The 20,706-nt window shown below is 55.6% G+C and carries 21 protein-coding genes and 1 riboswitch; of the genes, 7 read left to right on the top strand and 14 right to left on the bottom strand.

Features of this window, described 5'->3' with window-relative positions; translation table 11 throughout:
- Positions 1 to 70 precede the first annotated feature (70 nt).
- Complete coding sequence (locus tag WG891_RS10495) at positions 71 to 460, top strand: SHOCT domain-containing protein (RefSeq protein ID WP_076941952.1); 390 nt, start codon at positions 71 to 73, stop codon at positions 458 to 460.
- Positions 461 to 776: 316 nt separating this feature from the next.
- Entirely contained in the window at positions 777 to 1,358 is a 582-nt protein-coding gene (locus tag WG891_RS10490) for an NAD(P)H-dependent oxidoreductase (RefSeq protein WP_076941951.1), read from the top strand.
- A 90-nt stretch (positions 1,359 to 1,448) separates the two neighbouring features.
- On the opposite strand, the gene WG891_RS10485 is transcribed toward WG891_RS10490, so the two are convergent.
- The 6 genes from WG891_RS10485 to nudF form a co-directional block, all read right to left on the bottom strand.
- The gene (locus WG891_RS10485; protein ID WP_337262602.1) at positions 1,449 to 2,345 is read right to left on the bottom strand and encodes a LysR substrate-binding domain-containing protein; all 897 of its coding nucleotides are present in this window, start codon (positions 2,343 to 2,345) and stop codon (positions 1,449 to 1,451) included.
- 81 nt (positions 2,346 to 2,426) lie between these two features.
- A complete protein-coding gene (gene parE, locus WG891_RS10480; RefSeq protein ID WP_337262603.1) occupies positions 2,427 to 4,322 on the bottom strand; it encodes a DNA topoisomerase IV subunit B in 1,896 nt (631 codons plus the stop codon).
- A gap of 85 nt (positions 4,323 to 4,407) precedes the next feature.
- Positions 4,408 to 4,983: an esterase YqiA gene (yqiA, locus tag WG891_RS10475; protein ID WP_337262604.1), complete on the bottom strand. Its 576-nt coding sequence runs from the start codon at positions 4,981 to 4,983 to the stop codon at positions 4,408 to 4,410.
- Positions 4,983 to 5,810 carry a 3',5'-cyclic-AMP phosphodiesterase gene (gene cpdA / locus WG891_RS10470; RefSeq protein ID WP_337262605.1) on the bottom strand — a complete coding sequence of 276 codons (828 nt, stop codon included), beginning with the start codon at positions 5,808 to 5,810 and terminating at the stop codon, positions 4,983 to 4,985. The genes yqiA and cpdA overlap by 1 nt, the downstream gene beginning before the upstream one ends.
- A gap of 153 nt (positions 5,811 to 5,963) precedes the next feature.
- The gene (locus WG891_RS10465; RefSeq protein ID WP_076941946.1) at positions 5,964 to 6,389 is read right to left on the bottom strand and encodes a DUF1249 family protein; all 426 of its coding nucleotides are present in this window, start codon (positions 6,387 to 6,389) and stop codon (positions 5,964 to 5,966) included.
- Positions 6,390 to 7,022, bottom strand: coding sequence for an ADP-ribose diphosphatase (gene nudF, locus WG891_RS10460; RefSeq protein ID WP_076941945.1), 633 nt, complete (start codon positions 7,020 to 7,022; stop codon positions 6,390 to 6,392).
- A gap of 285 nt (positions 7,023 to 7,307) precedes the next feature.
- Here nudF and tolC point away from each other — a divergent pair, with 285 nt between their 5' ends.
- A complete protein-coding gene (tolC, locus tag WG891_RS10455; RefSeq protein WP_337262606.1) occupies positions 7,308 to 8,744 on the top strand; it encodes an outer membrane channel protein TolC in 1,437 nt (478 codons plus the stop codon).
- 100 nt (positions 8,745 to 8,844) lie between these two features.
- Here tolC and WG891_RS10450 read toward each other — a convergent pair whose 3' ends face one another.
- The 4 genes from WG891_RS10450 to dhaK are packed head-to-tail and all read right to left on the bottom strand — an operon-like array spanning position 8,845 to position 12,448.
- Positions 8,845 to 9,282, bottom strand: coding sequence for a GyrI-like domain-containing protein (locus WG891_RS10450; protein ID WP_337262607.1), 438 nt, complete (start codon positions 9,280 to 9,282; stop codon positions 8,845 to 8,847).
- A gap of 24 nt (positions 9,283 to 9,306) precedes the next feature.
- Entirely contained in the window at positions 9,307 to 10,737 is a 1,431-nt protein-coding gene (dhaM, locus tag WG891_RS10445) for a dihydroxyacetone kinase phosphoryl donor subunit DhaM (protein ID WP_337262608.1), read from the bottom strand.
- The gene (gene dhaL, locus WG891_RS10440) at positions 10,734 to 11,372 is read right to left on the bottom strand and encodes a dihydroxyacetone kinase subunit DhaL (protein ID WP_337262609.1); all 639 of its coding nucleotides are present in this window, start codon (positions 11,370 to 11,372) and stop codon (positions 10,734 to 10,736) included. Before dhaL ends, dhaM begins: the two co-directional genes overlap by 4 nt.
- Entirely contained in the window at positions 11,369 to 12,448 is a 1,080-nt protein-coding gene (dhaK, locus tag WG891_RS10435; RefSeq protein WP_337262722.1) for a dihydroxyacetone kinase subunit DhaK, read from the bottom strand. The genes dhaL and dhaK overlap by 4 nt, the downstream gene beginning before the upstream one ends.
- A 296-nt stretch (positions 12,449 to 12,744) precedes the next feature.
- Here dhaK and WG891_RS10430 point away from each other — a divergent pair, with 296 nt between their 5' ends.
- On the top strand, positions 12,745 to 13,404 hold the full coding sequence (locus tag WG891_RS10430) for a DUF1190 family protein (protein ID WP_156293443.1): 660 nt from the start codon (positions 12,745 to 12,747) through the stop codon (positions 13,402 to 13,404).
- A gap of 3 nt (positions 13,405 to 13,407) precedes the next feature.
- Positions 13,408 to 14,568: a glutathionylspermidine synthase family protein gene (locus WG891_RS10425; protein WP_337262610.1), complete on the top strand. Its 1,161-nt coding sequence runs from the start codon at positions 13,408 to 13,410 to the stop codon at positions 14,566 to 14,568.
- Positions 14,569 to 14,618: 50 nt separating this feature from the next.
- Here WG891_RS10425 and ygiD read toward each other — a convergent pair whose 3' ends face one another.
- Complete coding sequence (gene ygiD, locus WG891_RS10420) at positions 14,619 to 15,401, bottom strand: 4,5-DOPA dioxygenase extradiol (RefSeq protein ID WP_076941937.1); 783 nt, start codon at positions 15,399 to 15,401, stop codon at positions 14,619 to 14,621.
- A gap of 209 nt (positions 15,402 to 15,610) precedes the next feature.
- Between ygiD and zupT the strand changes: the two genes are divergently transcribed.
- Positions 15,611 to 16,378: a zinc transporter ZupT gene (gene zupT, locus WG891_RS10415; protein WP_337262611.1), complete on the top strand. Its 768-nt coding sequence runs from the start codon at positions 15,611 to 15,613 to the stop codon at positions 16,376 to 16,378.
- Positions 16,379 to 16,612: 234 nt separating this feature from the next.
- Here the strand turns inward: zupT and ribB are convergent, their stop codons facing one another.
- Entirely contained in the window at positions 16,613 to 17,266 is a 654-nt protein-coding gene (gene ribB / locus WG891_RS10410) for a 3,4-dihydroxy-2-butanone-4-phosphate synthase (protein ID WP_076941935.1), read from the bottom strand.
- A 110-nt stretch (positions 17,267 to 17,376) separates the two neighbouring features.
- A riboswitch (FMN riboswitch) is annotated at positions 17,377 to 17,537 on the bottom strand.
- A gap of 127 nt (positions 17,538 to 17,664) precedes the next feature.
- Here ribB and ubiK point away from each other — a divergent pair.
- Positions 17,665 to 17,940: a ubiquinone biosynthesis accessory factor UbiK gene (gene ubiK, locus WG891_RS10405; protein ID WP_337262612.1), complete on the top strand. Its 276-nt coding sequence runs from the start codon at positions 17,665 to 17,667 to the stop codon at positions 17,938 to 17,940.
- A 28-nt stretch (positions 17,941 to 17,968) separates the two neighbouring features.
- On the opposite strand, the gene yjeH is transcribed toward ubiK, so the two are convergent.
- Both yjeH and hldE read right to left on the bottom strand, forming a co-directional pair.
- Complete coding sequence (yjeH, locus tag WG891_RS10400) at positions 17,969 to 19,222, bottom strand: L-methionine/branched-chain amino acid transporter (protein WP_337262613.1); 1,254 nt, start codon at positions 19,220 to 19,222, stop codon at positions 17,969 to 17,971.
- Positions 19,223 to 19,240: 18 nt separating this feature from the next.
- Positions 19,241 to 20,671 carry a bifunctional D-glycero-beta-D-manno-heptose-7-phosphate kinase/D-glycero-beta-D-manno-heptose 1-phosphate adenylyltransferase HldE gene (gene hldE, locus WG891_RS10395; protein ID WP_156294473.1) on the bottom strand — a complete coding sequence of 477 codons (1,431 nt, stop codon included), beginning with the start codon at positions 20,669 to 20,671 and terminating at the stop codon, positions 19,241 to 19,243.
- Positions 20,672 to 20,706: the final 35 nt, after the last annotated feature.

Raw genomic sequence — 20,706 nt, 5'->3', positions numbered from 1 at the left:
TGTGATGCTTACACACTGTTATAGATAAAGAATTTTTATCCGCCTTTAGTTGAATAATTAAGGAATGCTAATGACTTATCATCTACTCACCCTTTGGGATATAGTGGCAACGACATTTTCGTTCTTCTTTCTTATCGCCTATCTGTTTATTTTATTCCAGGTCGTCTCCGATCTTTTCCGCGATCACGAATTAAGCGGTTTTTATAAAGCCGTCTGGATTGTGTTCCTGCTGTTCATCCCGCTGTTAACTTCTTTAGTCTATCTTATCGCTCGCGGTAAAGGCATGGCTGAGCGGCATCGTGCGCAGGTACAAAAATCGGTCTCTGCTACCAATGAGTACATTCGTGAAGTCGCCGGTAAATCGCCAGCCGAGCAGATTTCTGACGCCAAAAAACTGTTGGATGATGGCGTGATTAGCGAAGCTGAATATCAACAGCTTAAAGCGAAGGCATTAGCCTGATACTTGCACAGATGACGAGCGTCCGTTTCGCGCAGAACGTAAAGATAACCTGCGAATAGCAGCAGCGTACTGGGCCTAATCCCGCAGAAAAAACCACCACCTGCATAACAGGGTTTTGTCGCATTAATGCGGCAGAACCCATTCGTCGCTCTATGACCACAGTGAATTACGCATTTTATGCAAAATACTGCCATTGGCGGGCATCTTTATTGACTCACAGTCAATACTGTTGTGCATTAGTTCGCATTTTTTCCTGGCACGTAAAGGATTACACTGCGTTTCAGCAATTTCTAATTCCGACAAGGGCAGTGTAGCGATGAGCAATATCCTGATTATTAACGCCAAGAAACAATTCGGCCATTCCAATGGCGAACTGAATCAAACTCTGAGCGACGTAGCAGAAAGTTTTCTGCGCGACGCCAAGCACGACGTGCAGGTCACCGTGGTCGATGATGGCTACGACATTGAAGCCGAAGTGCAGAAATACCTGTGGGCAGATGCAGTGATCTATCAGATGCCAGGCTGGTGGATGGGTGAGCCCTGGATCCTGAAAAAATACATCGATGAAGTATTCACCGCTGGCCACGGCAGCCTGTATGCCAGCGATGGCCGTACCCGCAGCGATGCGGCTAAAAAATACGGCTCCGGCGGCCTGATTCAAGGCAAGAAATATATGCTGAGCCTGACCTGGAACGCGCCGCTGCAAGCCTTTACCGATCCCGAGCAGTTCTTCCACGGTGTGGGGGTTGACGGCGTTTACCTGCACTTCCACAAGGCCAACCAGTTTTTGGGCATGGAAGCTCTGCCGACCTTTATCTGTAATGATGTGATTAAGCAGCCGGATATTGCGGGTGATATCGCACGTTTCCGCACGCATCTGGCTGAGGTGTTTGCTTAAGCGTCGCCCCTAACCCTCTCCTACTGGGAGAGGGTTAGGCTTAAAGATTAGCAGCATGCGCAATATTGCCCCCTTATCCCTTACACAAACCTACAGCGTCTGCACATCAATGTTTGCGCTGACATAGTCCAGAAAACAGGTGATGCGCGCGGCCAGTTGCGTATTGCGGTAATACACCGCATTGATTGGCTGGCGCACGTCCAGCGTTTCTTCTGCCAAAAGCGCGATCAAGCGCCCTTCGCGCTGATCTTCACGCGTCATAAAGTCCGCTAACTGCACAATCCCTACCCCGCGTAGCGCCAGTTGCCGCAGCGTTTCACCGCTGGAAGCCGCCAGCGTAGGGGTAATGGCAAAATGCTCCGCCTGCGGGTTGCGCAGCGGCCACAGATTCAGAGATTCTGGCTGGGTGAACCCCAGCAGACAATGCTGATTCAGCTCCTCCACACGTTGTGGGGCACCAAAGCGGGCAATATATTCCGGGCTGGCGAGAATGCGTAACCGGCTGGCCCCCAGCAGACGCGCATGGATGGTCGAATCGCGCAACGCACCGATGCGGATGGCAATATCGGTACGTTTCTCCAGCAGATCGATAATCTGGTTATCGGTATTCAGCTCCAGCTCAATCTGCGGAAAGCGTTGGCGAAAACCGGCCACCAGCGGCACGATAACGTGCTCCATAAAGGGCGCCGCAGCGTTAACCCGCAACCGGCCTGCCGGGATCTGGCGGCGCAGCGCCATCTGCTCTTCTGCATTCTCCACCGCATTGATAATCTCCCGCGCATGGGAAAGAAAACTCTGCCCCTCCTCGGTTAATTCCAGGCGGCGCGTAGTTCGGCGCAATAGGGTGGTGTTGAGTTTTTTTTCCAGGCGGCTGAGCGCGCGGCTGATACCGGAAGTGGTCTGGCCAAGTTGTTCAGCGGCGGAGGTGATGGAGCCGCTATCGACCACCGAGGTGAATGCGAGCAATTCTTCGAGGGTAATTTTCATGCTTTCCGCCCTGAATGTCGGGCGCAATTTGCCGCGCCTCTACGGGATTGAGGCAGGGGCCGGTATACTGGCCCCCGGGCATCAGACCGAAAGCTCGGCCATGTCGCCTTTATCCTGCAGCCAGTTGCGGCGATCTTCCGAGCGCTTCTTCGCCAGCAGCATATCCATCAGTGCCATGGTGTGATCCGCATTCTCGTCATCAATGGTCAACTGCACCAGGCGGCGAGTATTGGGATCGAGCGTGGTTTCACGCAGTTGCAGCGGGTTCATCTCACCCAGCCCTTTGAAGCGCTGGACGTTCGGTTTACCTTTCTTACGCTTCAACTGCTCCAGCACCCCGGCTTTCTCCTCTTCGTCGAGGGCGTAATACACCTCTTTACCCAGGTCGATACGGTACAGCGGTGGCATCGCCACATACACGTGCCCGCCTTTGACCAGCGTGCGGAAGTGGCGCACAAACAGCGCACACAGCAGCGTGGCAATATGCAAGCCGTCGGAGTCCGCATCCGCCAGGATACAGATCTTGCCGTAACGCAGTTGGCTGAGATCTTCGCTGTCGGGATCGATGCCGATCGCCACCGAGATATCATGCACTTCCTGCGAGGCCAGCACTTCGTCAGAAGAGACTTCCCAGGTGTTCAGGATCTTCCCTTTCAACGGCATGATCGCCTGATACTCACGATCGCGCGCCTGTTTGGCCGAGCCGCCCGCCGAGTCCCCTTCCACCAGGAACAGTTCGGTCATGCTCAGATCCTGCGAGGTGCAATCCGCCAGTTTGCCGGGCAACGCCGGGCCGCTGGTCAGCTTTTTACGCACCACCTTTTTCGCCGCCCGCAAACGGCGCTGGGCGCTGGAGATCGCCAGTTCCGCCAGTTGTTCGGCCGCCTGCACGTTTTGGTTCAGCCACAGGCTGAAGGCGTCTTTCACCACGCCGGAAACAAACGCCGCACACTGACGCGAAGACAAACGCTCCTTGGTCTGCCCGGCAAATTGCGGATCCTGCATTTTCACCGACAGCACGTAAGCACAGCGATCCCAGATATCTTCGGCGGAAAGCTTCACGCCGCGCGGCAGAATGTTACGGAATTCGCAGAATTCACGCATCGCATCCAGCAGCCCCTGACGCAAACCGTTGACATGCGTACCGCCCTGCATGGTCGGGATCAGGTTAACGTAGCTTTCCGTCAGCAGTTCGCCACCTTCCGGCAGCCACAACAGCGCCCAGTCCACCGCCTCGGTATCACCGGCAAAGCTACCGACAAACGCTTTTTCCGGCAGGGTAATCAGGCCGTTCACCGCTTCCATCAGGTAGTCGGTCAGGCCGTCCTGGTAACACCAACGCTGCTCGGTATTGTTTACCTTGTCGATAAAGTAGATTTCAACACCGGGGCACAACACCGCTTTAGCCTTCAGCAGGTGAGAGAGGCGTGAAACCGAGAAACGCGGGCTGTCGAAGAACTGCTCGTCAGGCCAGAAATGCACGCTGGTACCGGTGTTGCGTTTACCGCAGGTGCCGGTGATCGTCAGTTCCTGCACTTTATCGCCGTTTTCGAAAGCGATGCCGTAGACGTTACCGTCACGGCGCACGCTGACCTCCACGCGCTTTGACAAGGCGTTCACCACCGAGATCCCCACGCCGTGCAGGCCGCCGGAGAACTGGTAGTTTTTATTGGAGAACTTACCGCCAGCATGCAGTCGGCAAAGGATCAGTTCCACCGCTGGCACGCCTTCTTCCGGGTGGATATCCACCGGCATACCGCGGCCATCATCAATCACTTCCAGCGACTGATCGGCGTGCAGAATCACATCGATGCGCTTGGCGTGGCCCGCCAACGCTTCATCGACGCTGTTATCAATCACCTCTTGGCCGAGGTGGTTCGGGCGCGTCGTGTCGGTATACATACCGGGACGGCGGCGCACTGGTTCTAGACCGCTGAGTACTTCAATGGCATCAGCGTTATAGCTGGATTGAGTCATCGTTGATTATTTTTCGTGGTTAAGGGGAGGTGCTGAAACCGCCTGCTTCTTCAGTATACCTGCGGCACGTGAAGTTGCAGCGGTGTTATAGCCCTAAAAAATCCACAATCTGGGGGAAGTAGTGTTCGAAACCGACGAAGGCGTGGTTTCCACCGGACTCCACCGTTTGCCGACAGGCGGTGTAATAAGCCACGGCCTGCCCGTAATCGAGGATTTCATCGCCCGTTTGTTGTAGCAACCAGATTAAATCCGGCGACTCCAAGGGATCGATCTGCATCACTTTCAGATCGTAAACGTGGCGTGACTCTAACACATATTGCTGGCCGGTGTAGGGGTTCTCGTTCTGCCCGAGATAGTCGATCAGCAGCTCAAACGGCTTCACCGCCGGGTTAACCACCACGGCGGGCAGCGCAAAGCACTGCGACAGCCAAGTGGCGTAATAGCCCCCCAATGAAGAGCCCACCACCCCCAGCGTGTGGCCTGCCCGTTCCATCACCAGATTTTCGAGCATATCCGCCGCTTCTTCCGGGTAAGGCGGCAACTGCGGTACCAGCATCTCGATTTCTGGGTGATGTTCAGCCAGCCACGCCTTGAAAGAGGTTGCCTTAGCCGAGAGCGGCGAACTGTTAAAACCGTGTAGGTAGAGCAATGTTGAAGGCATCAGTAGCCGTCCGAGTCCATATCGGGGCGGAAATCGTCGTTCTCCAGCCGGAATACCTGAGTTTCTACGCGGCCATCGGGCAGCAGATCCAGGTAGCGCCAGCCTGGGGAAACCTCGTCGATCGTAAAATTGGTACAGTGCGGTTTGAATTGCACACAGGTAGAAGGAGAAGCCAGCACGCGGCGCCCTTGCCAGTCGAGATCCAGTTCCTGGTGAATATGCCCGCACAGCAGGGTATTCACTTTGGGATAGCGCGCCAACACCGCATCCAGCATATGCGAGTTGCGCAGGCTATGCTGATCGAGCCAGGTACAGCCGGAGGCTAATGGATGGTGATGCAGCAACAGCAGCGTATAGCGCTCAGGAAAGGCGATGAGGCAGCGCTCCATCCACTCCAACTGGTAATCACTCAGTTCACCGTGCGGCACGCCGAAAACCTGGCTGTCCAACAGCAGCACCTGCCAGCGATCTCCCAGCAGAATATGCTTGGAAGGCGCGATCCCGGCGGCGGCTAACGCATCAACCATTGCCGGTTGGAAATCGTGATTGCCCGGCAGCCAGGCACAGGGTGCGGGCAGCCGGGTAATGCCTTCAGCAAAGTGCCGGTAGGCGGCCAGGGAATGATCCTGTGCCAAATCGCCAGTCGCAACGATCAAATCGCTCTCCCGCTGTTGGGCGATGATGGCATCCAACACGGCGTGATAGCTGGAATAGGTATTGATGCCCAGCAAGGTCTCACTTTTACCGGCAAAAAGGTGGGTATCTGTTATTTGCAGGATCCTGACCGTGGCCCCACTCGCCACAGGCAGTTGAAACAGGCTTTCCAAATGGTGTCCTTTGTTATTGCAGTCTGCCTTTACCCGTCGTCTTTCAAGCTGCCACCTTGCTGACTGCGCTCGCTCACCTCAGTCACTTAGCAACCTAAGCTCCTGAGGACTCACGAGCTTGTCGCCCAGTTGCAACTTGACATCCATAGGGTATTACATAACCGGAACCGCCATCGCTCCATGCGCTAAACAATAGCGCAACCAATCAGCAAGAAACTGGTTAATTTGATGCTTTTCGTCACGTTGATGCAACTTTTTATTCGGATAATCATAACGCGCTTTAAAGCGGTAGATCTGCTGACTGGAACACACTTCCGCAACCATCGCGTCATAATACAGCCGCACCGTCATGGCTGGCAGACTCCAGTAGCTGACCGCGGGCGCCGTCTGCTCAATGGCCACCAGCGCGGTATAACGGGTAGATTCAACAATAGTCAGACGATAACTGGCGCCACTCACCTGATAAGTCACCGTTTCACCCACTTCGTCGTTGCGCGGCAGCAAACGGCGTAATTGTGCGAAATTGGTTTCGCACAATCTCATCATTTCCGGAAAATCAGGGGTATAGCGCTTTTGCATTTAGTCGACCCACTCTGCTTTGAGCGATTCATGGTGCAATGCCAGCCACTGCAATGCGATCACGGATGCAGCGTTGTCAATTGCGCCTTCTTCAACCCAGCGGTAAGCCTGTTCACGGCTGACCACATGGACACGGATATCTTCATTTTCTTCCTCCAGTCCGTGGATCCCTTCCGCCGTCAGAGCATCAACCTCACCCACCATGATCGACAAGCGTTCGCTGGTGCCGCCGGGGCTGGCCAGATAACTCAGCACCGGTTTACAGCGCCCTACCACCACTCCGGCCTCTTCCAGCGCTTCACGGCGGCAAACATCCTCTACGCTTTCCCCAGTTTCAATAATACCTGCCACCATTTCCAGCAGCCAAGGGGAAATCGAAGTATCGATCGCCGCAATGCGCAGTTGCTCAATCAAGACCACCTCATCACGCACCGGATCATAGGGTAGCAACACTGCCGCATGGCCGCGCTCAAAAATCTCGCGTTTTACCTCGCCACTCATCTCACCATTGAACAAACGATGACGAAACCGGTATAAATTAAGTGAAAAAAAACCACGATATAGCGTCTCACGTGCAATAATTTCTACATCATTTTCATCAAGAGTAACGGGCGAAGGTTGCAAGTGGTTCATCTGGCGAATTCTCCTGGGTAGGTATGCCGATAAAATAAACGGTTTTGATGACAGAAACGGCAGGGTCATCTTCCTCGGCTTTGTGATAGATTGTGAACCATGATATCAGGTGATGCATGTGCAAACTGTCAAGCGTAGGTCAACGTAGCGCCCTGAAAGGTAAAAGTTCTGTGAGATGGCACATTAAGCCAACTTAAGCCATCAGCGCACTCTGCTAGAATCGGCAATTATTTCGTCTATCGTCAGCGCTAACATAGCAATATTGCTGCACAACAAGGAATGCAAATGAAGAAACTGCTCCCCCTTCTTATCGGACTGAGCCTGAGTGGCTTCAGTGCAATGAGCCAGGCAGAAAACCTGTTGCAGGTATACAAACAGGCGCGGGAAAGTAACCCCGATCTGCGTAAAACGGCAGCTGACCGTGATGCGGCATTTGAAAAGATCAGTGAGGCACGCAGCCCGTTGCTGCCACAGCTTGGATTATCTGCCGGTTACAGCCATAGCAACGGTTTCCGTGATTCAAACGGCGTCAACAGCAATGCCACCAGCGGTTCCCTGACGCTGACCCAAACCGTCTTCGATATGTCCAAATGGCGTGCGCTGACGCTGCAGGAAAAAACCGCTGGGATTTCGGATGTTACTTTCCAGACGGCTTCCCAGAAGCTAATCCTTGATACCGCCACCGCCTACTTCAACGTGCTGCAGGCGATTGATTCGCTGTCCTATGTTCAGGCAAACAAACAGGCGGTCTACCGTACTCTGGATCAGACTACCCAACGTTTTAACGTCGGCCTGGTGGCGATTACCGACGTGCAGAACGCCCGCTCCAACTACGATACCGTGCTGGCCAATGAAGTGACCGCACGTAACAACCTGGATAACGCGGTAGAAAGCCTGCGTCAGCTCACCGGTACTTTCTACCCGGAACTGGCTTCGCTCAATACTGACAAATTCAGTACTCAGCGCCCGGATGCGGTGAATAACCTGCTGAAAGAAGCTGAGAAGCGCAACCTGAGCCTGCTTTCTGCACGTTTGAGCCAGGATCTGGCCCGTGAGCAGATCAAATCGGCACAAACCGGCTATATGCCGACTATTGATGTGTCTGCATCTACCGGTATTACCAATACCAGAAATAGCGGTTCCAATAACCCTCGAGATAGTAGCAATGATGGTCAGAATCAGGTCGGTGTCAGTTTAAACCTGCCACTGTATAACGGCGGTGTGACCAACTCTCGAGTGCAACAGGCGCAGTACAACTTCGTCGGTGCCAGCGAGCAACTGGAAAGCGCGCACCGCAGCGTCGTGCAGACCGTACGTTCTTCTTTCAACAACGTCTCGGCCTCTGTCAGCAGCGTCAGCGCTTATAAACAGGCGGTAGTTTCTGCCCAAAGTTCACTGGATGCGACCGAAGCCGGTTACGAAGTGGGCACCCGTACCATTGTCGATGTGCTGAATGCCACCACCACGCTGTATAACGCCAAACAGCAACTTTCCAGCGCGCGTTATTCCTATCTGATCAATCAGCTAAACATCAAATCAGCACTCGGTACGCTGAATGAAAACGATCTGATGATGATGAACGGTGTGTTGGGTAAGCCAGTTTCCACCTCGCCAGACATGGTAGCGCCAGCCACCTCCGCTCAGGATGCCTACGCCGACGGAGCCAGTGCGGCAGCGCCGGCAACGGCCAAACCTGCACGCAGCGGCATGCTGCGTAACTGATCGCTGTAGCCATAAAAAACGGGGCACGACAAATCGGCCCCGTTTTTTATTCTCTATATACCCGTCATACTTCAAGCCAGCCTGGGCAACCGATGTGGCTCTATGCAAGCGGTATCATGATCTCAACATGGCATTGATCTGCTGCCTCGCTCCACACTCTGTAGCGCTCCAGCGTTGGTAAAGCGCTTGGCGTATGCCCAGTCGGTAACCCTTTCTTCTTGACGCTTTCCCAGGCTTTACTCAATACCCCATCAGAAATTTTGCCTTTTACGTCAAACAATAAAAAAGTGGTGGCGGGATAGGCATAGCACGTAAAACCTTCGAGGCTGACGCCTTCGACGCCCGCCAGATAATCGTTGCCCACGGCGGCATCAAAACCAAAGCACAGGCCAATATCACAGACCTTGCCTGACAGTGCCTCCAACCGCGCTTTACTGCCGTCTGACTTGATAATATCCCAGAGATCGCCACCATCAGGGGTGGCCTTGCGGATACCGGTGACCGTAAATGCTGCTTTGCGAACCTGCTGATAATCCATGTTACCCCCTCGTTGCTGTGCCATCTAATGGCTAAGCTGTAGCACCCCACGCGCGGCATCCAACCTCGCTTTCTGCCCACTGCGGGTTTTACTCATGCAACCGTGCATGCCCACGACCATCGGGATCCCCATCGCTTTGGCCAGAATGGCGGCATGTGATAATGCGCTGCCACCACTCAAACAAATACCGAGCACCATGCGCCGATCGAGCATCACCACGTCTGAAGGCATCAACTCATCCATCACCAGAATTGACGGTGCGCGGAGAATGAGCGGCGGGATTGGCTGCTGCTGCAAATGGCTCAGCGTGCGGCGCAGAATGTCGCGCACATCCTGCTCACGCGCCTGCAGATATTCATCGTCCAACGCCCGATAGCCAGCAGCAACCTGCTCCAGCTCCCGCTGCCATGCCTGTTCGGCACTGCAATGTTCCTGAGCAATACGGGTATAGGCTGCCTGTTGCAGGTCCGGATCGTCCAGCAATATGCTGTGTGCTCCGAATATCGCCGCTTGTACCTTACCCACCAGCGTAGCGGTACGATCCGCCAGCTTGTTGAGATCGCTTAGCGTGCGCTGCAAGGCGATACGTAACCGCTGTTGCTCATGCAGCACATCACCAGCCCCCACCTTGCGCAGGTTCATCTGCGGCCAAAAGCTGAGAGCCTGCCATATCGGGCCGCTACTGACGCTCTCCACCACCGGCATGCCATGCAGCGAAGGCTGTTGCTGCTCGGCAACGGTTTCGCCAAAATGCTGCTCTGCCAATGCTTTGAAAGCGGCCAGCGCGGCGTCAGCCTGCGGGCCATTGGCGATCAGGCGAATGGTGTCACCCTGATGGATTTGCAACAACGCCAGTTGGTTCAGGCTCAAAGGGCTGGCGCATTGACCGTGATTCTCCAGCACCAGTTCTGCGTCAAAGGGTGCCAGCACCTCCGCCAAACGTGCCGCCGGGCGAGCGTGCAGGCCATGTGGGTTCTGTATCTTCCAGCTCAGGCTTTTGCCTGCCGTCAGTGGCAACTCCAGCGCTGTGGCTGCGGGCTTCCCTTCCCCCAATTGCACCTGCTTAATCTGCAAAGCCCCCTGCGCCTCCGCCAGAACCTGTTCCAAACCACCACCGGAGTTGGCTGCCACCACTGCCGCCAACGTGCCTTCCACCAACGGTGCAGAACACAGCACCACCTTCGCTGCCAGTTCCGGGGCCAACAACTCAAGCGCCGTTTCCGCACTCAACAATGCGCTGCCGAGATCCATCAGCACCAGGATCCCGGTTCCATCAGATACCGACTCGATCGCCGCCATCACCTTTAGCGCATCTGTGCCGATCGGCTGTTCCGCATCATCAATCCCCGCGGCCAGCGCCAACTTGCAGCCATCACCACGCATCATCTGCCGGGCCAGCTCCTCTACGCCACGCGCCAGTTGAGCACTGTGTGAAACGACAACGATGTTGATCATCCGGCTTCCTCCGCTACTGCAGCCAGCGTTTTCATCATCAGCATGACCGAGGTGGCCCCCGGATCCTGATGACCAATGCTACGTTCCCCCAGATAGCTGGCGCGCCCTTTACGCGCCTGCATCGGGATGGTCGCCAGCGCCGCCTGTTCTGCACGCACGGCGGCCTGTTGTAAAGCCTGCGGCAAACCGCGCTGTTGCTGTACCGACTGGCCAAGGCTCTCTAGCACCGGCCACCAGACGTCACACAGGGTTTTATCCCCCGGTTCCGCCTTGCCACGCATCGCCACGCCGGCAACGCCCTCCTGGATCACCTGCTGCAACTCCGCCAGATCCAGGCTTTGCTTGGCATTAGCTGCCTGTGCCGCGCGGATAAAGAAAGTGCCAAACAAGGGGCCGCTGGCACCGCCAACGCTGGAAAGCAGCGTCATACCGGTGTTTTTCAAAATAGTACCGATATCCTGATCCGCCACCGCAGGCAGCTTTTCCACCACTTTGTTAAAACCGCGGCTCATGTTCAGGCCGTGGTCGCCGTCGCCAATCTCGGTATCCAACTGGGTTAAAACATCGCGCTCACGGGTAAAAACCTCAGCACAACGCAGCAGCCACTCCAGCACCTGTTGTTTGCTTAACGTCATGCTTCCTCCCAGTTCCAGCGCAACGCAGGAGTTTTCACCGGTGCGTCCCACAGCGATAGTAATTCATCATCGACTTGCAGCAAGGTGATAGAAACCCCCTGCATATCCAGTGAAGTGCAGTATGAACCCACCAGATTACGTTCAATGATTATCCCGGCCTCCGCGCAACGCTCTGCCAGGCGGTGGTAAACACCATACAACTCGGAAAGCGGCGTGGCCCCCAGATTATTCACCAGTGCAATAACCCGATCGCCGCGCGCCAGAGCCCGTTTACTCTGGCTTTCATCACGCCATGCCGCAAGTTTGCGATCCCAAACGCGGATCGTGCGCTGATAGGAGCCATGTTCAATCAGGGTATGGAACATATCATCGACGGCCTGATTGAGGGTGGTGAATGGCCGCCGTTCGATACCTGGCTCGCCATGGATCCCCACGCCGAACTCCATTTCATTGTCTGCCAGAGTAAACGACGGTCTACCAGCAGCAGGAACGGTGCAGGCACCGAGGGCGATACCGATCGAATGCCCCTGATTGTTGACTTTGTGGCCCAGCGCCACCAACGCCTCCAAGTCGCCACCCTTTACCGCCGCCGCACCGAGCAGCTTTTCCATCAGCACAGTGTTAGCTACACCGCGCCGCCCGGCGGTAAACAGGCTGTCTTTGACCGCCACGTCATCATCCACCAGCACGGTTGCCACCAGCGTGCCGCTGTCATGCAGCAATTCGGTCGCCGTCTCAAAATTCATTACGTCGCCGGTATAGTTCTTGATGATCAGCAATACGCCAGCGCCACCGTCGATAGCCTGGCCGCATTGGTACATTTGGTCCGGCGTCGGTGAAGTGAAGATCTCTCCAGGGCAAGCGCCATCCAGCATTCCTTCGCCGACAAAACCGCAGTGCATCGGCTCGTGGCCGCTGCCGCCACCGGACAAGAGCGCTACCTTGCCGGGAACCGGCCCCTCAGCCCGTGTGACAAAACGGGGATCCTGATGGACCCGCAGTTCCGGATGGGCCTCCCCCATTCCCTGCAATTGTTCATCTAATACCGACTCAAGGCTATTGATCAGTTTCTTCACCATTCACTCCTCTTGTTGGAAATGTCGATACGCTGTTGTGCATTTTGGCGATATGCGCCGAGCACCTGTGGCGATTGGACAAGATTTAAGCATTATAAGCTGCATGATGTTGCATAATGGCACGCAGATAAAGCTTTCTACCGCCGTAAAGCGAACTGGCGCACATCACAACGTATAGCTGCGTAAAGAGTGGATTCTATGGGCATTTTCGCTTTAATTATGACCATCTTTCCCCTATCCTTACGGCCTACTACTGGGTAAGGGCGAATACAGCCCAAATGATGGGATTACTAACGATGAAACGGACAAAAAACATCAACCGAGATACATTCCGCAAATCCTGGCGCGTTGCGCCCGTGGCTTTGGCGATCAGCGCAGTCTTTATGCTGGCCGGCTGCGAACAGGCGGATGAAACGGTTTCTCTGTATCAGAATGCCGACGATTGTTCGCGCGCCAATCCTTCGATGAGCGAGCAATGCACCACCGCGTACAACAACGCGCTGAAAGAAGCCGAGAAAACCGCGCCGAAGTATGCCACCCGTGAAGATTGCGTAGCCGAATTCGGCGAAACGCAATGTACGCAAACGCCAGCACCTGCGCAGGCAGGCATGGCCGCAGAATCACAAAGCAGTGGTATCTCTTGGATGCCTTTGATGGCGGGCTATATGATGGGCCGTATGATGGGCGGTTCGGGCTTTGCCCAGCAGCCGCTGTTCACCTCTAAAAATGGTGCCAGCCCGGCAAACGGCAAATTCGTTGATGCTACCGGCAAGAGCTACGGCCCAGCTACCGCTGGCGGCCGTACCATGACCGTGCCAAAAACCGCCATGGCGCCTAAGCCGCCGGTAACCAACACCATCACCCGTGGTGGCTTTGGTGAAACCGTCGCCAAACAGACCAGCATGCAGCGCAGCAGCGCCACCTCCAGTTCCAGCTCTCGTAGCATGGGCGGTTAAGGCATGAAACGCGTTGCGATTACCGAGCGCCCAGACTGGCGCGAAAAAGCCACTGAATTCGGGTTTAAGTTTCACACCATGTACGGTGAGCCGTACTGGTGTGAAGATGCCTACTACCAGTTCACCCTGGCGCAAATTGAAGAGATCGAAAACGCTACCGCAGAGCTGCATCAAATGTGCCTGCAGGTGGTGGAGAAAGTGGTCAACAGCGACGAGTTGATGACCAAGTTCTGTATTCCAAAACATACCTGGGATTTCGTCCGCAGCTCCTGGCGCACCAATCAGCCTTCGCTGTATTCACGTCTCGATCTGGCTTATGACGGCGTCAACCCGCCTAAGCTGCTGGAAAACAATGCCGATACGCCCACTTCGCTGTATGAAGCGGCCTTTTTCCAATGGCTGTGGCTGGAGGATCAGATCAACGCTGGCAAGCTGGATCCCGAGTCCGATCAGTACAACAGCCTGCAGGAAAAACTGATCGAGCGCTTTGCCGAACTGCAAGCCCATCACGGCTTTAACCTGCTGCATCTGGCCTGCTGCCAAGACAGCGAGGAAGATCGCGGTACAGTGCAATATCTGCAAGATTGTGCGCTGGAAGCAGGCCTGCCGACCGAATTCCTGTTTATGGAAGAGATCGGCTTGGGTGAGAAAGGCCAGTTTACCGATCTGCAAAACCAGGTTATCGGTAACCTGTTCAAACTCTACCCTTGGGAATTCATGCTGCGCGAAATGTTTTCCACCAAGCTGGAAGACGCTGGCGTGCGCTGGCTGGAACCGGCGTGGAAGAGCATTATCTCCAATAAAGCGCTGTTGCCGCTGTTGTGGGAAATGTTCCCCAACCATCCGAATCTGCTACCGGCTTACTTTGCACAAGACGATCACCCACCATTGGATCACTACGTCACCAAGCCGCTGTTCTCACGCGAAGGGGCAAATATCCAGATCGTGCAAAACGGCCAAGAAGTGGCACGCGTCGAAGGGCCCTACGGCGAAGAAGGCATGATTGTGCAGCAGTTCCACCCGCTGCCGCAGTTTGAAGGCAGCTATACGCTGATTGGTAGCTGGCTGGTGAACGATCAGCCTTGCGGCATCGGCCTGCGGGAAGATCGCGAGTTGATCACTCAGGATCTGTCACGTTTCTACCCGCATATCATCCTTGGCTGATAGTACGTTGCAATAAATTGGGCGCAGCAGCATGTTGCGCCCAATGATTATTAGCCTACCTGCACCGAAAGCATGCTCAATGCCCCCATTTCAATGCCGTCGACCGGGATTGAGATCGGCTCTTTGCCATCCCAACCGCCCAGCACATACAGCAACGGCAGATAATGTTCCGGCGTGGGGTTCGACAATGCCGCGCCTTCGTGTTGCATAAAATTCACCAGCGGATGGTTATCCCCCTGATAATTCAGGTTATCACGCACGTACTGGTTGAATGATTCTGCCCACGGATAAGGAGTAGCGTTCCCCTGCCATTTCACCATCCGCAGGTTATGCACCACATTCCCGCTGGCAACGATCATGATGCCCCGATCGCGCAGCGCCGCGAGCTTACGCCCCATTGCATAGTGGTACTCAGCAGGCTGGGTGCCATCGATACTGAGCTGCACCACCGGGATATCCGCTTGCGGGTACATTTTGATCAGCACGCCCCAAGTACCGTGATCCAATCCCCATTCACCGCTGTCTGCCACCACCTCGATCGGAGCCAGCAAAGCTTGCAACTCTGCCGCCAGTTCCGGTGAACCAGGTGCCGGATATTGGGTATCAAACAGCGCCTGAGGAAAGCCGCCAAAGTCGTGAATGGTTTTTGGCTGCTCCATTGCCGTCACAGCCGTGCCCCGGGTATACCAGTGGGCAGAAACGGCAACGATCGCTTTCGGGCGTGGTAATTGCTCACCCAATGCACGCCACGCCTGGGTATAACGGTTCTCTTCCAGCACGTTCATCGGGCTACCGTGGCCAAGAAAAAGTGCAGGCATACGAGAGGTGGTCATAAGTTATCCTTTGGTTAGCGTCATATTCTTTCTTCTGATTACATTACGCCCTTTGTTTTCGGGAAACAGCCGGATAACCATGATGAAGATCTTCAATAAATTTGAACGGCGAGATCAATGGAAGTAATAAGCCAAATCAGCTCGATTTATACCTTTACTCTGTTAGTATCAGAGCATAAACAATAATCATTAGCATAAAGGAATCTATCTTGTCAGTACCGCTGATTCTGACCCTGCTGGCCGGTGGCGCGACCTTTGTCGGCGCCCTGTTCGGCATTATTGGCCAGAAACCTTCTAACCGCCTGTTAGCATTTTCCCTCGGCTTTGCCGCCGGGATTATGCTGCTGATTTCTCTGATGGAAATGCTGCCTGCCGCATTGCATACCCCAGGGATGTCACCGATGCTCGGCTACGGCATGTTTATGCTTGGGCTCTTGGGCTACTTTGCGCTCGATCGCCTGCTGCCACACCAGCACCCGCAAGACTTGGTACAAAAGCCGATTAAACCGCACAACCTGAAGCGCACGGCAGTCCTGTTGACGCTGGGGATCAGCCTGCACAACTTCCCTGAAGGCATCGCCACCTTCGTCACTGCCAGTGCCGATCTGGAACTGGGCATGGGGATTGCGTTGGCCGTCGCGATTCACAATATTCCCGAAGGGCTGGCAGTGGCCGGGCCGGTGTATGCAGCGACCGGTTCCAAAACCAAGGCGCTGATGTGGTCGGGGATATCCGGCCTGGCAGAAATCCTGGGAGGGGTTCTGGCTTTTCTGCTGTTGGGCCCGATGATTTCGCCGGTGGTAATGGCGTCAATTATGGCGGCAGTAGCCGGGATTATGGTGGCGCTGTCGGTGGATGAACTGATGCCGCTGGCCAAAGAGATCGATCCGCACAATAACCCAAGTTATGGCGTGCTTTGTGGCATGGCAGTAATGGGATTCAGCCTGACGCTGCTGCAAAGCGGCGGGATTGGTTAATAAGAAAAAGCCGCGACACGCGTAATGCCGGTCAGTTAAACGCAAAACTGCATAATCGTGTGCAATTGCTAAAGGAGTCGCCCCCTCTCCCCGTGGGAGAGGGCCGGGGTGAGGGGTTTGTAGTGCGGTGTTCATCCCCTCACCCTAACCCTCTCCCCAAGGGAGAGGGTTAGGGTTAGCCTTAACTGACAAGCATTACGCGACACGCGTGGCTTTTTACCTCTTTTCAGCCAATCAGCTGGCTTTCTTTTCCTGCGCCTGACGGTACGCCACCAGATCTTCAATGGTCAATACAACCATCTGGTGCTGTTTGGCGAACTCGATCACTTCCGGCGCGCGCGCCATGCTGCCGTCATCGTTGGTCAGTTCACACAGCACACCGGCAGGTTTGAAACCGGCCATCGAGACCAGGTCGATCGTCGCTTCGGTGTGGCCACGGCGGCTCAATACGCCACCCGGTTGAGCACGCAGCGGGAACACGTGGCCTGGGCGGCTTAAATCGCTCGGCTTGGCGTGATCGGCAATCGCGGCGCGAATGGTAGTCAGGCGATCGGTTGCCGATACCCCTGTTGTCACGCCCTGTGCGGCTTCGATAGTCACGGTAAACGCCGTTTGGAACTGGCTGGAGTTGTTGGTAACCATCATCGGCAGCTCAAGCTGCTGGCGACGATCTTCGGTGATACACAGGCACACAATACCGCTGCCGTGGCGAATGGTCAGCGCCATCTGCTCAACGGTCATGGTTTCTGCGGCGAAGATCATATCACCTTCGTTTTCACGGTTTTCATCATCGAGCACCATCACACCGCGCCCGTTGCGCAATGCGTCGAGCGCGCGTTCAACGCGTTCTGCTGGCGTGCCGAAATCTGAAAGTAGAGTCTGATTCATGGTAAAAAACCTCATTAATATTATGGATTACCAGAACCAGGGCTAGCTTGAGGAGTGGCTATAACCATAGCCGAAAAAATAACGCAAGCGGGCATAAGCCCGACAGGTGTCGTTACTCTCTCCCATCCGGACTATAACCGTCGGCCCCGGAATTACACCGGATCTGCTGACCTCTAACCTCCCTCAAGAGAGAAGCTGAGCGCTCGCGGGCTTTCACCGTAGAAGGTGATTTACCGCCGGTGGGGACTTTCACCCCGCCCTGAGAATAAGCCTCTCGACTATAGCGCCATCACCTTCGTGTTTCAAGCCACGCGGTGAGATGAAGAGTATTGGTTTATCCGGCAAGCAACTCGCATTACACTAGGCACCAGCCAGCCAATATCAGAAAGGGAAATGCCATGATTGACCCGAAAAAAATCGAACAGATCGCACGCCAGGTACAAGAATCTCTGCCTAAAGGCGTACGGGAATTCGGGGAAGACGTTGAGAAAAAGGTCCGTCAGGTGCTGCAGGCGCAGCTAACCCGGCTGGATCTGGTTAACCGTGAAGAGTTCGACGTTCAAACTCAAGTGCTGCTGCGCACCCGCGAGAAGCTGGCGTTGCTGGAGCAGCGTTTGGCCGAGCTGGAAGGCAAGCAGAGTGCCGCACCAGCCACCAAGCCAGAAGACGAATAAGCGTGATCGAGGGCGCCGCAACGCGCCCTTATTCCTTCCTGACGACCACCTGTGCCCGGCGCGGCAGCACCAGCCAGATCAGCGCCAGCATCACCACTGCATACAGGCTTTTCCAACCGATAATCACCAGCAGCAACAGGCACAATATTGAGCCAATCACCGCCATCAGCCGCGAGCGGCCCTGCAAGATCCGGCAACCCGCCAGCATACACAGCAGATAAATCAGTACGAAAATCCCATTGGCATACACCAGCAGCGTATCCAGCGGTAGATTCAGGGTATAGATCAGCAGAGTAAAGATCAGGCAACACCCCACCACTGCGCTCAAGGCATTCACCGGCACCCGGCCTGGGGAAAGTTTGGCCAACGCGCTTGATGGCTTGGCCTGAGCCTGCGACCACACCAGGCGGGCAAAGCTCTGGGTATAGATATTCACGCTGGCAAAACACGCCAGATAACCGATGATGCAGGCAATCCACAGCGCGCTTTCGCCAAACAGCTGTACAACCACACCGGGCAGCGAAGCGGCGGCAGCGCGATCGGCACCGTAGGCATGAAAGTGCAGCACCGCCACGGTGCAGCCCCAGTAGACGGCACCGGCCACCAGCATGCCAATCAGCAGCGCGCGCGGGAAATCCCGCTCAGAGTTACGGAATTCGGTGGCCAGATGGGCAAAAGCTTCCAGCCCGACGAAGCACCAGAACATCACGGCCAAAGCGTGGAACATATTGGGCGGGGAAATGTTGCTGACCACGGGCCAAGGGATCTGTGCTGGCGTAATGCCGCCTTTCCACCAGATCGCCACCACCAGCGCAACAACCAGAATAGCAATCAGCGTCTGAATATTGGCGCTGGAACCGGCACTGCGCGTGCCGAGCAGCCAGATCACCACCAGCGTGGCAATCTGCACCAGCAGCAAACCGTTGGCACTCCAGCCAAACGCGGATTGCCAGAAACCTGCCGCAATTTGCAACGCGGCAGGCAACCCAACGGGGATCACGGAGAGAAACAGCCAGCCGGTCACTCTCGCCATACGCGGCCCGAAGGCCAAACCGACAAAGTGCGCCGCACCGCCCGCGCTGGGGAAGTGGCGGCCTAACGCCGCAAAGGCAATAGCGATCGGAAACACCAGCGCAATCAGTATCGGCCAGGCCCACAGGCTGTCATTTCCAGCGACCTGCGCCGCCAGTGCCGGTACAGCAAACACCCCGGTCCCCAGCAGCGAAGTGGACAACAGCCCAACGCCCTGCGCCAAACTCAGATCCTGCTTCAGTCCACTCACGATAAGCCTTATTGGGCGTTAATCACGCCCATCTTTGATGGCTTTGATAATGTTGGTTGTTGATAACCCATCTTCAAAGTTCAGCACTTTCACCTCACCGCCGTTGGCCCAGACTTCGGCACTGCCAGCAATGTCCTGCGGCTTGTAATCACCGCCTTTGACCAGTAAATCTGGCAGGATGTCGGCGATCAGGCGCTGCGGCGTATCCTCTTCAAACGGCACCACCCAGTCCACGGCCCCCAGGGCACCCAGCACGATCATACGGTTTTCTAACGGGTTAATCGGGCGCGCTTCCCCTTTCAGGCGTTTAGTGGAGGCATCGCTGTTAACCGCGACGATCAGGCGATCGCCCAGCTTGCGCGCATTCGCCAGATAGGAAACATGACCAGCATGCAGAATGTCAAAGATGCCGTTGGTCATCACCACTTTTTCACCGCGCTGCCGCGCCTGCGCCACGGCCTTTTTCAGTTCGGCTTCGGTCATTACGCCAAAACCGGTTTCGGCACGGCCACGAATGGCGTTTTCCAGCTCGATAGGCGAAACGGTTGAGGTTCCCAGCTTGCCAACCACCACGCCGGCCGCCGCGTTCGCCAGGAAGCAAGACTCCTCCAGCGAGTTACCTGCCGCCAGCGACGCCGCCAGCACGCCAATGACCGTATCCCCCGCACCGGTAACATCGAACACTTCCTGCGCCTGCGTTGGCAGATGCAACGGCGCATGGCCTGGTTGCAACAGCGTCATCCCCTGTTCGGAACGGGTGACCAGCAACGCTGAAAGCGCATAATCGGCCACCAGCTTCATGCCGCGTTCGACCAGTTCATCGTCATCTTTGCAATGGCCAACTACCGCTTCGAACTCAGACAGGTTTGGCGTCAGCAGCGTCGCGCCACGGTAGCGCTCAAAGTCAGTGCCTTTTGGATCGATCAGCACCGGCACGTTAGCCGCTCGCGCCAGGGCGATCATGCCCTGCACTTTGCTCAGCGCCCCTTTGCCGTAGTCCGACAGTACCAGTGCGCCAATCTGCGGCAACGCCTGCTGGATGCGCTCCAGCATCGGCTGCGGATCGACGTTAGAGAAACCTTCTTCGAAATCCAGGCGGATCAACTGCTGGTTGCGGGAAAGCACGCGCAGCTTGGTTATCGTCGGGTGCGTCGGCACCGAGACAAAGTCACAACGCACGTTAACTTCGCTCAGCTTGGCACTTAGCGCACGCGCCGCATCGTCGATGCCGGTCAGCCCCACCAGGCGCGAATTGGCACCGAGTGACGCGATGTTCATCGCAACGTTAGCCGCACCGCCGGGACGCTCTTCAATGGTATCAACCTTGACCACCGGCACCGGCGCTTCCGGTGAAATACGGCTGGTTGGCCCATACCAATAGCGGTCCAACATGACATCACCAACCACCAGCACACCGGCACGGCGAAAATCAGGCAGTGTAACTTTCATCCGATAACTCCAAACAAGTCATAAAAATAAATTCG

Source organism: Serratia sp. MMO-28 (genome assembly GCF_037199905.1).
Taxonomy (GTDB): Bacteria; Pseudomonadota; Gammaproteobacteria; order Enterobacterales; family Enterobacteriaceae; genus Chania; species Chania oryzae.
This window is presented reverse-complemented; position numbering and strand designations above follow the sequence as displayed.

What these genes read in the sequence shown, in the direction of transcription:
- dhaL (WP_337262609.1), bottom strand. Translation starts at nt 11,372, where the DNA reads ATGACGTTAAGCAAACAACAGGTGCTGGAGTGGCTGCTGCGTTGTGCT.
- WG891_RS10490 (WP_076941951.1), top strand. Translation starts at nt 777, where the DNA reads ATGAGCAATATCCTGATTATTAACGCCAAGAAACAATTCGGCCATTCC.
- WG891_RS10430 (WP_156293443.1), top strand. Translation starts at nt 12,745, where the DNA reads ATGAAACGGACAAAAAACATCAACCGAGATACATTCCGCAAATCCTGG.
- WG891_RS10425 (WP_337262610.1), top strand. Translation starts at nt 13,408, where the DNA reads ATGAAACGCGTTGCGATTACCGAGCGCCCAGACTGGCGCGAAAAAGCC.
- WG891_RS10465 (WP_076941946.1), bottom strand. Translation starts at nt 6,389, where the DNA reads ATGCAAAAGCGCTATACCCCTGATTTTCCGGAAATGATGAGATTGTGC.
- parE (WP_337262603.1), bottom strand. Translation starts at nt 4,322, where the DNA reads ATGACTCAATCCAGCTATAACGCTGATGCCATTGAAGTACTCAGCGGT.
- WG891_RS10485 (WP_337262602.1), bottom strand. Translation starts at nt 2,345, where the DNA reads ATGAAAATTACCCTCGAAGAATTGCTCGCATTCACCTCGGTGGTCGAT.
- WG891_RS10450 (WP_337262607.1), bottom strand. Translation starts at nt 9,282, where the DNA reads ATGGATTATCAGCAGGTTCGCAAAGCAGCATTTACGGTCACCGGTATC.
- hldE (WP_156294473.1), bottom strand. Translation starts at nt 20,671, where the DNA reads ATGAAAGTTACACTGCCTGATTTTCGCCGTGCCGGTGTGCTGGTGGTT.
- ribB (WP_076941935.1), bottom strand. Translation starts at nt 17,266, where the DNA reads ATGAATCAGACTCTACTTTCAGATTTCGGCACGCCAGCAGAACGCGTT.
- tolC (WP_337262606.1), top strand. Translation starts at nt 7,308, where the DNA reads ATGAAGAAACTGCTCCCCCTTCTTATCGGACTGAGCCTGAGTGGCTTC.
- ygiD (WP_076941937.1), bottom strand. Translation starts at nt 15,401, where the DNA reads ATGACCACCTCTCGTATGCCTGCACTTTTTCTTGGCCACGGTAGCCCG.
- yqiA (WP_337262604.1), bottom strand. Translation starts at nt 4,983, where the DNA reads ATGCCTTCAACATTGCTCTACCTACACGGTTTTAACAGTTCGCCGCTC.
- ubiK (WP_337262612.1), top strand. Translation starts at nt 17,665, where the DNA reads ATGATTGACCCGAAAAAAATCGAACAGATCGCACGCCAGGTACAAGAA.
- dhaM (WP_337262608.1), bottom strand. Translation starts at nt 10,737, where the DNA reads ATGATCAACATCGTTGTCGTTTCACACAGTGCTCAACTGGCGCGTGGC.
- WG891_RS10495 (WP_076941952.1), top strand. Translation starts at nt 71, where the DNA reads ATGACTTATCATCTACTCACCCTTTGGGATATAGTGGCAACGACATTT.
- nudF (WP_076941945.1), bottom strand. Translation starts at nt 7,022, where the DNA reads ATGAACCACTTGCAACCTTCGCCCGTTACTCTTGATGAAAATGATGTA.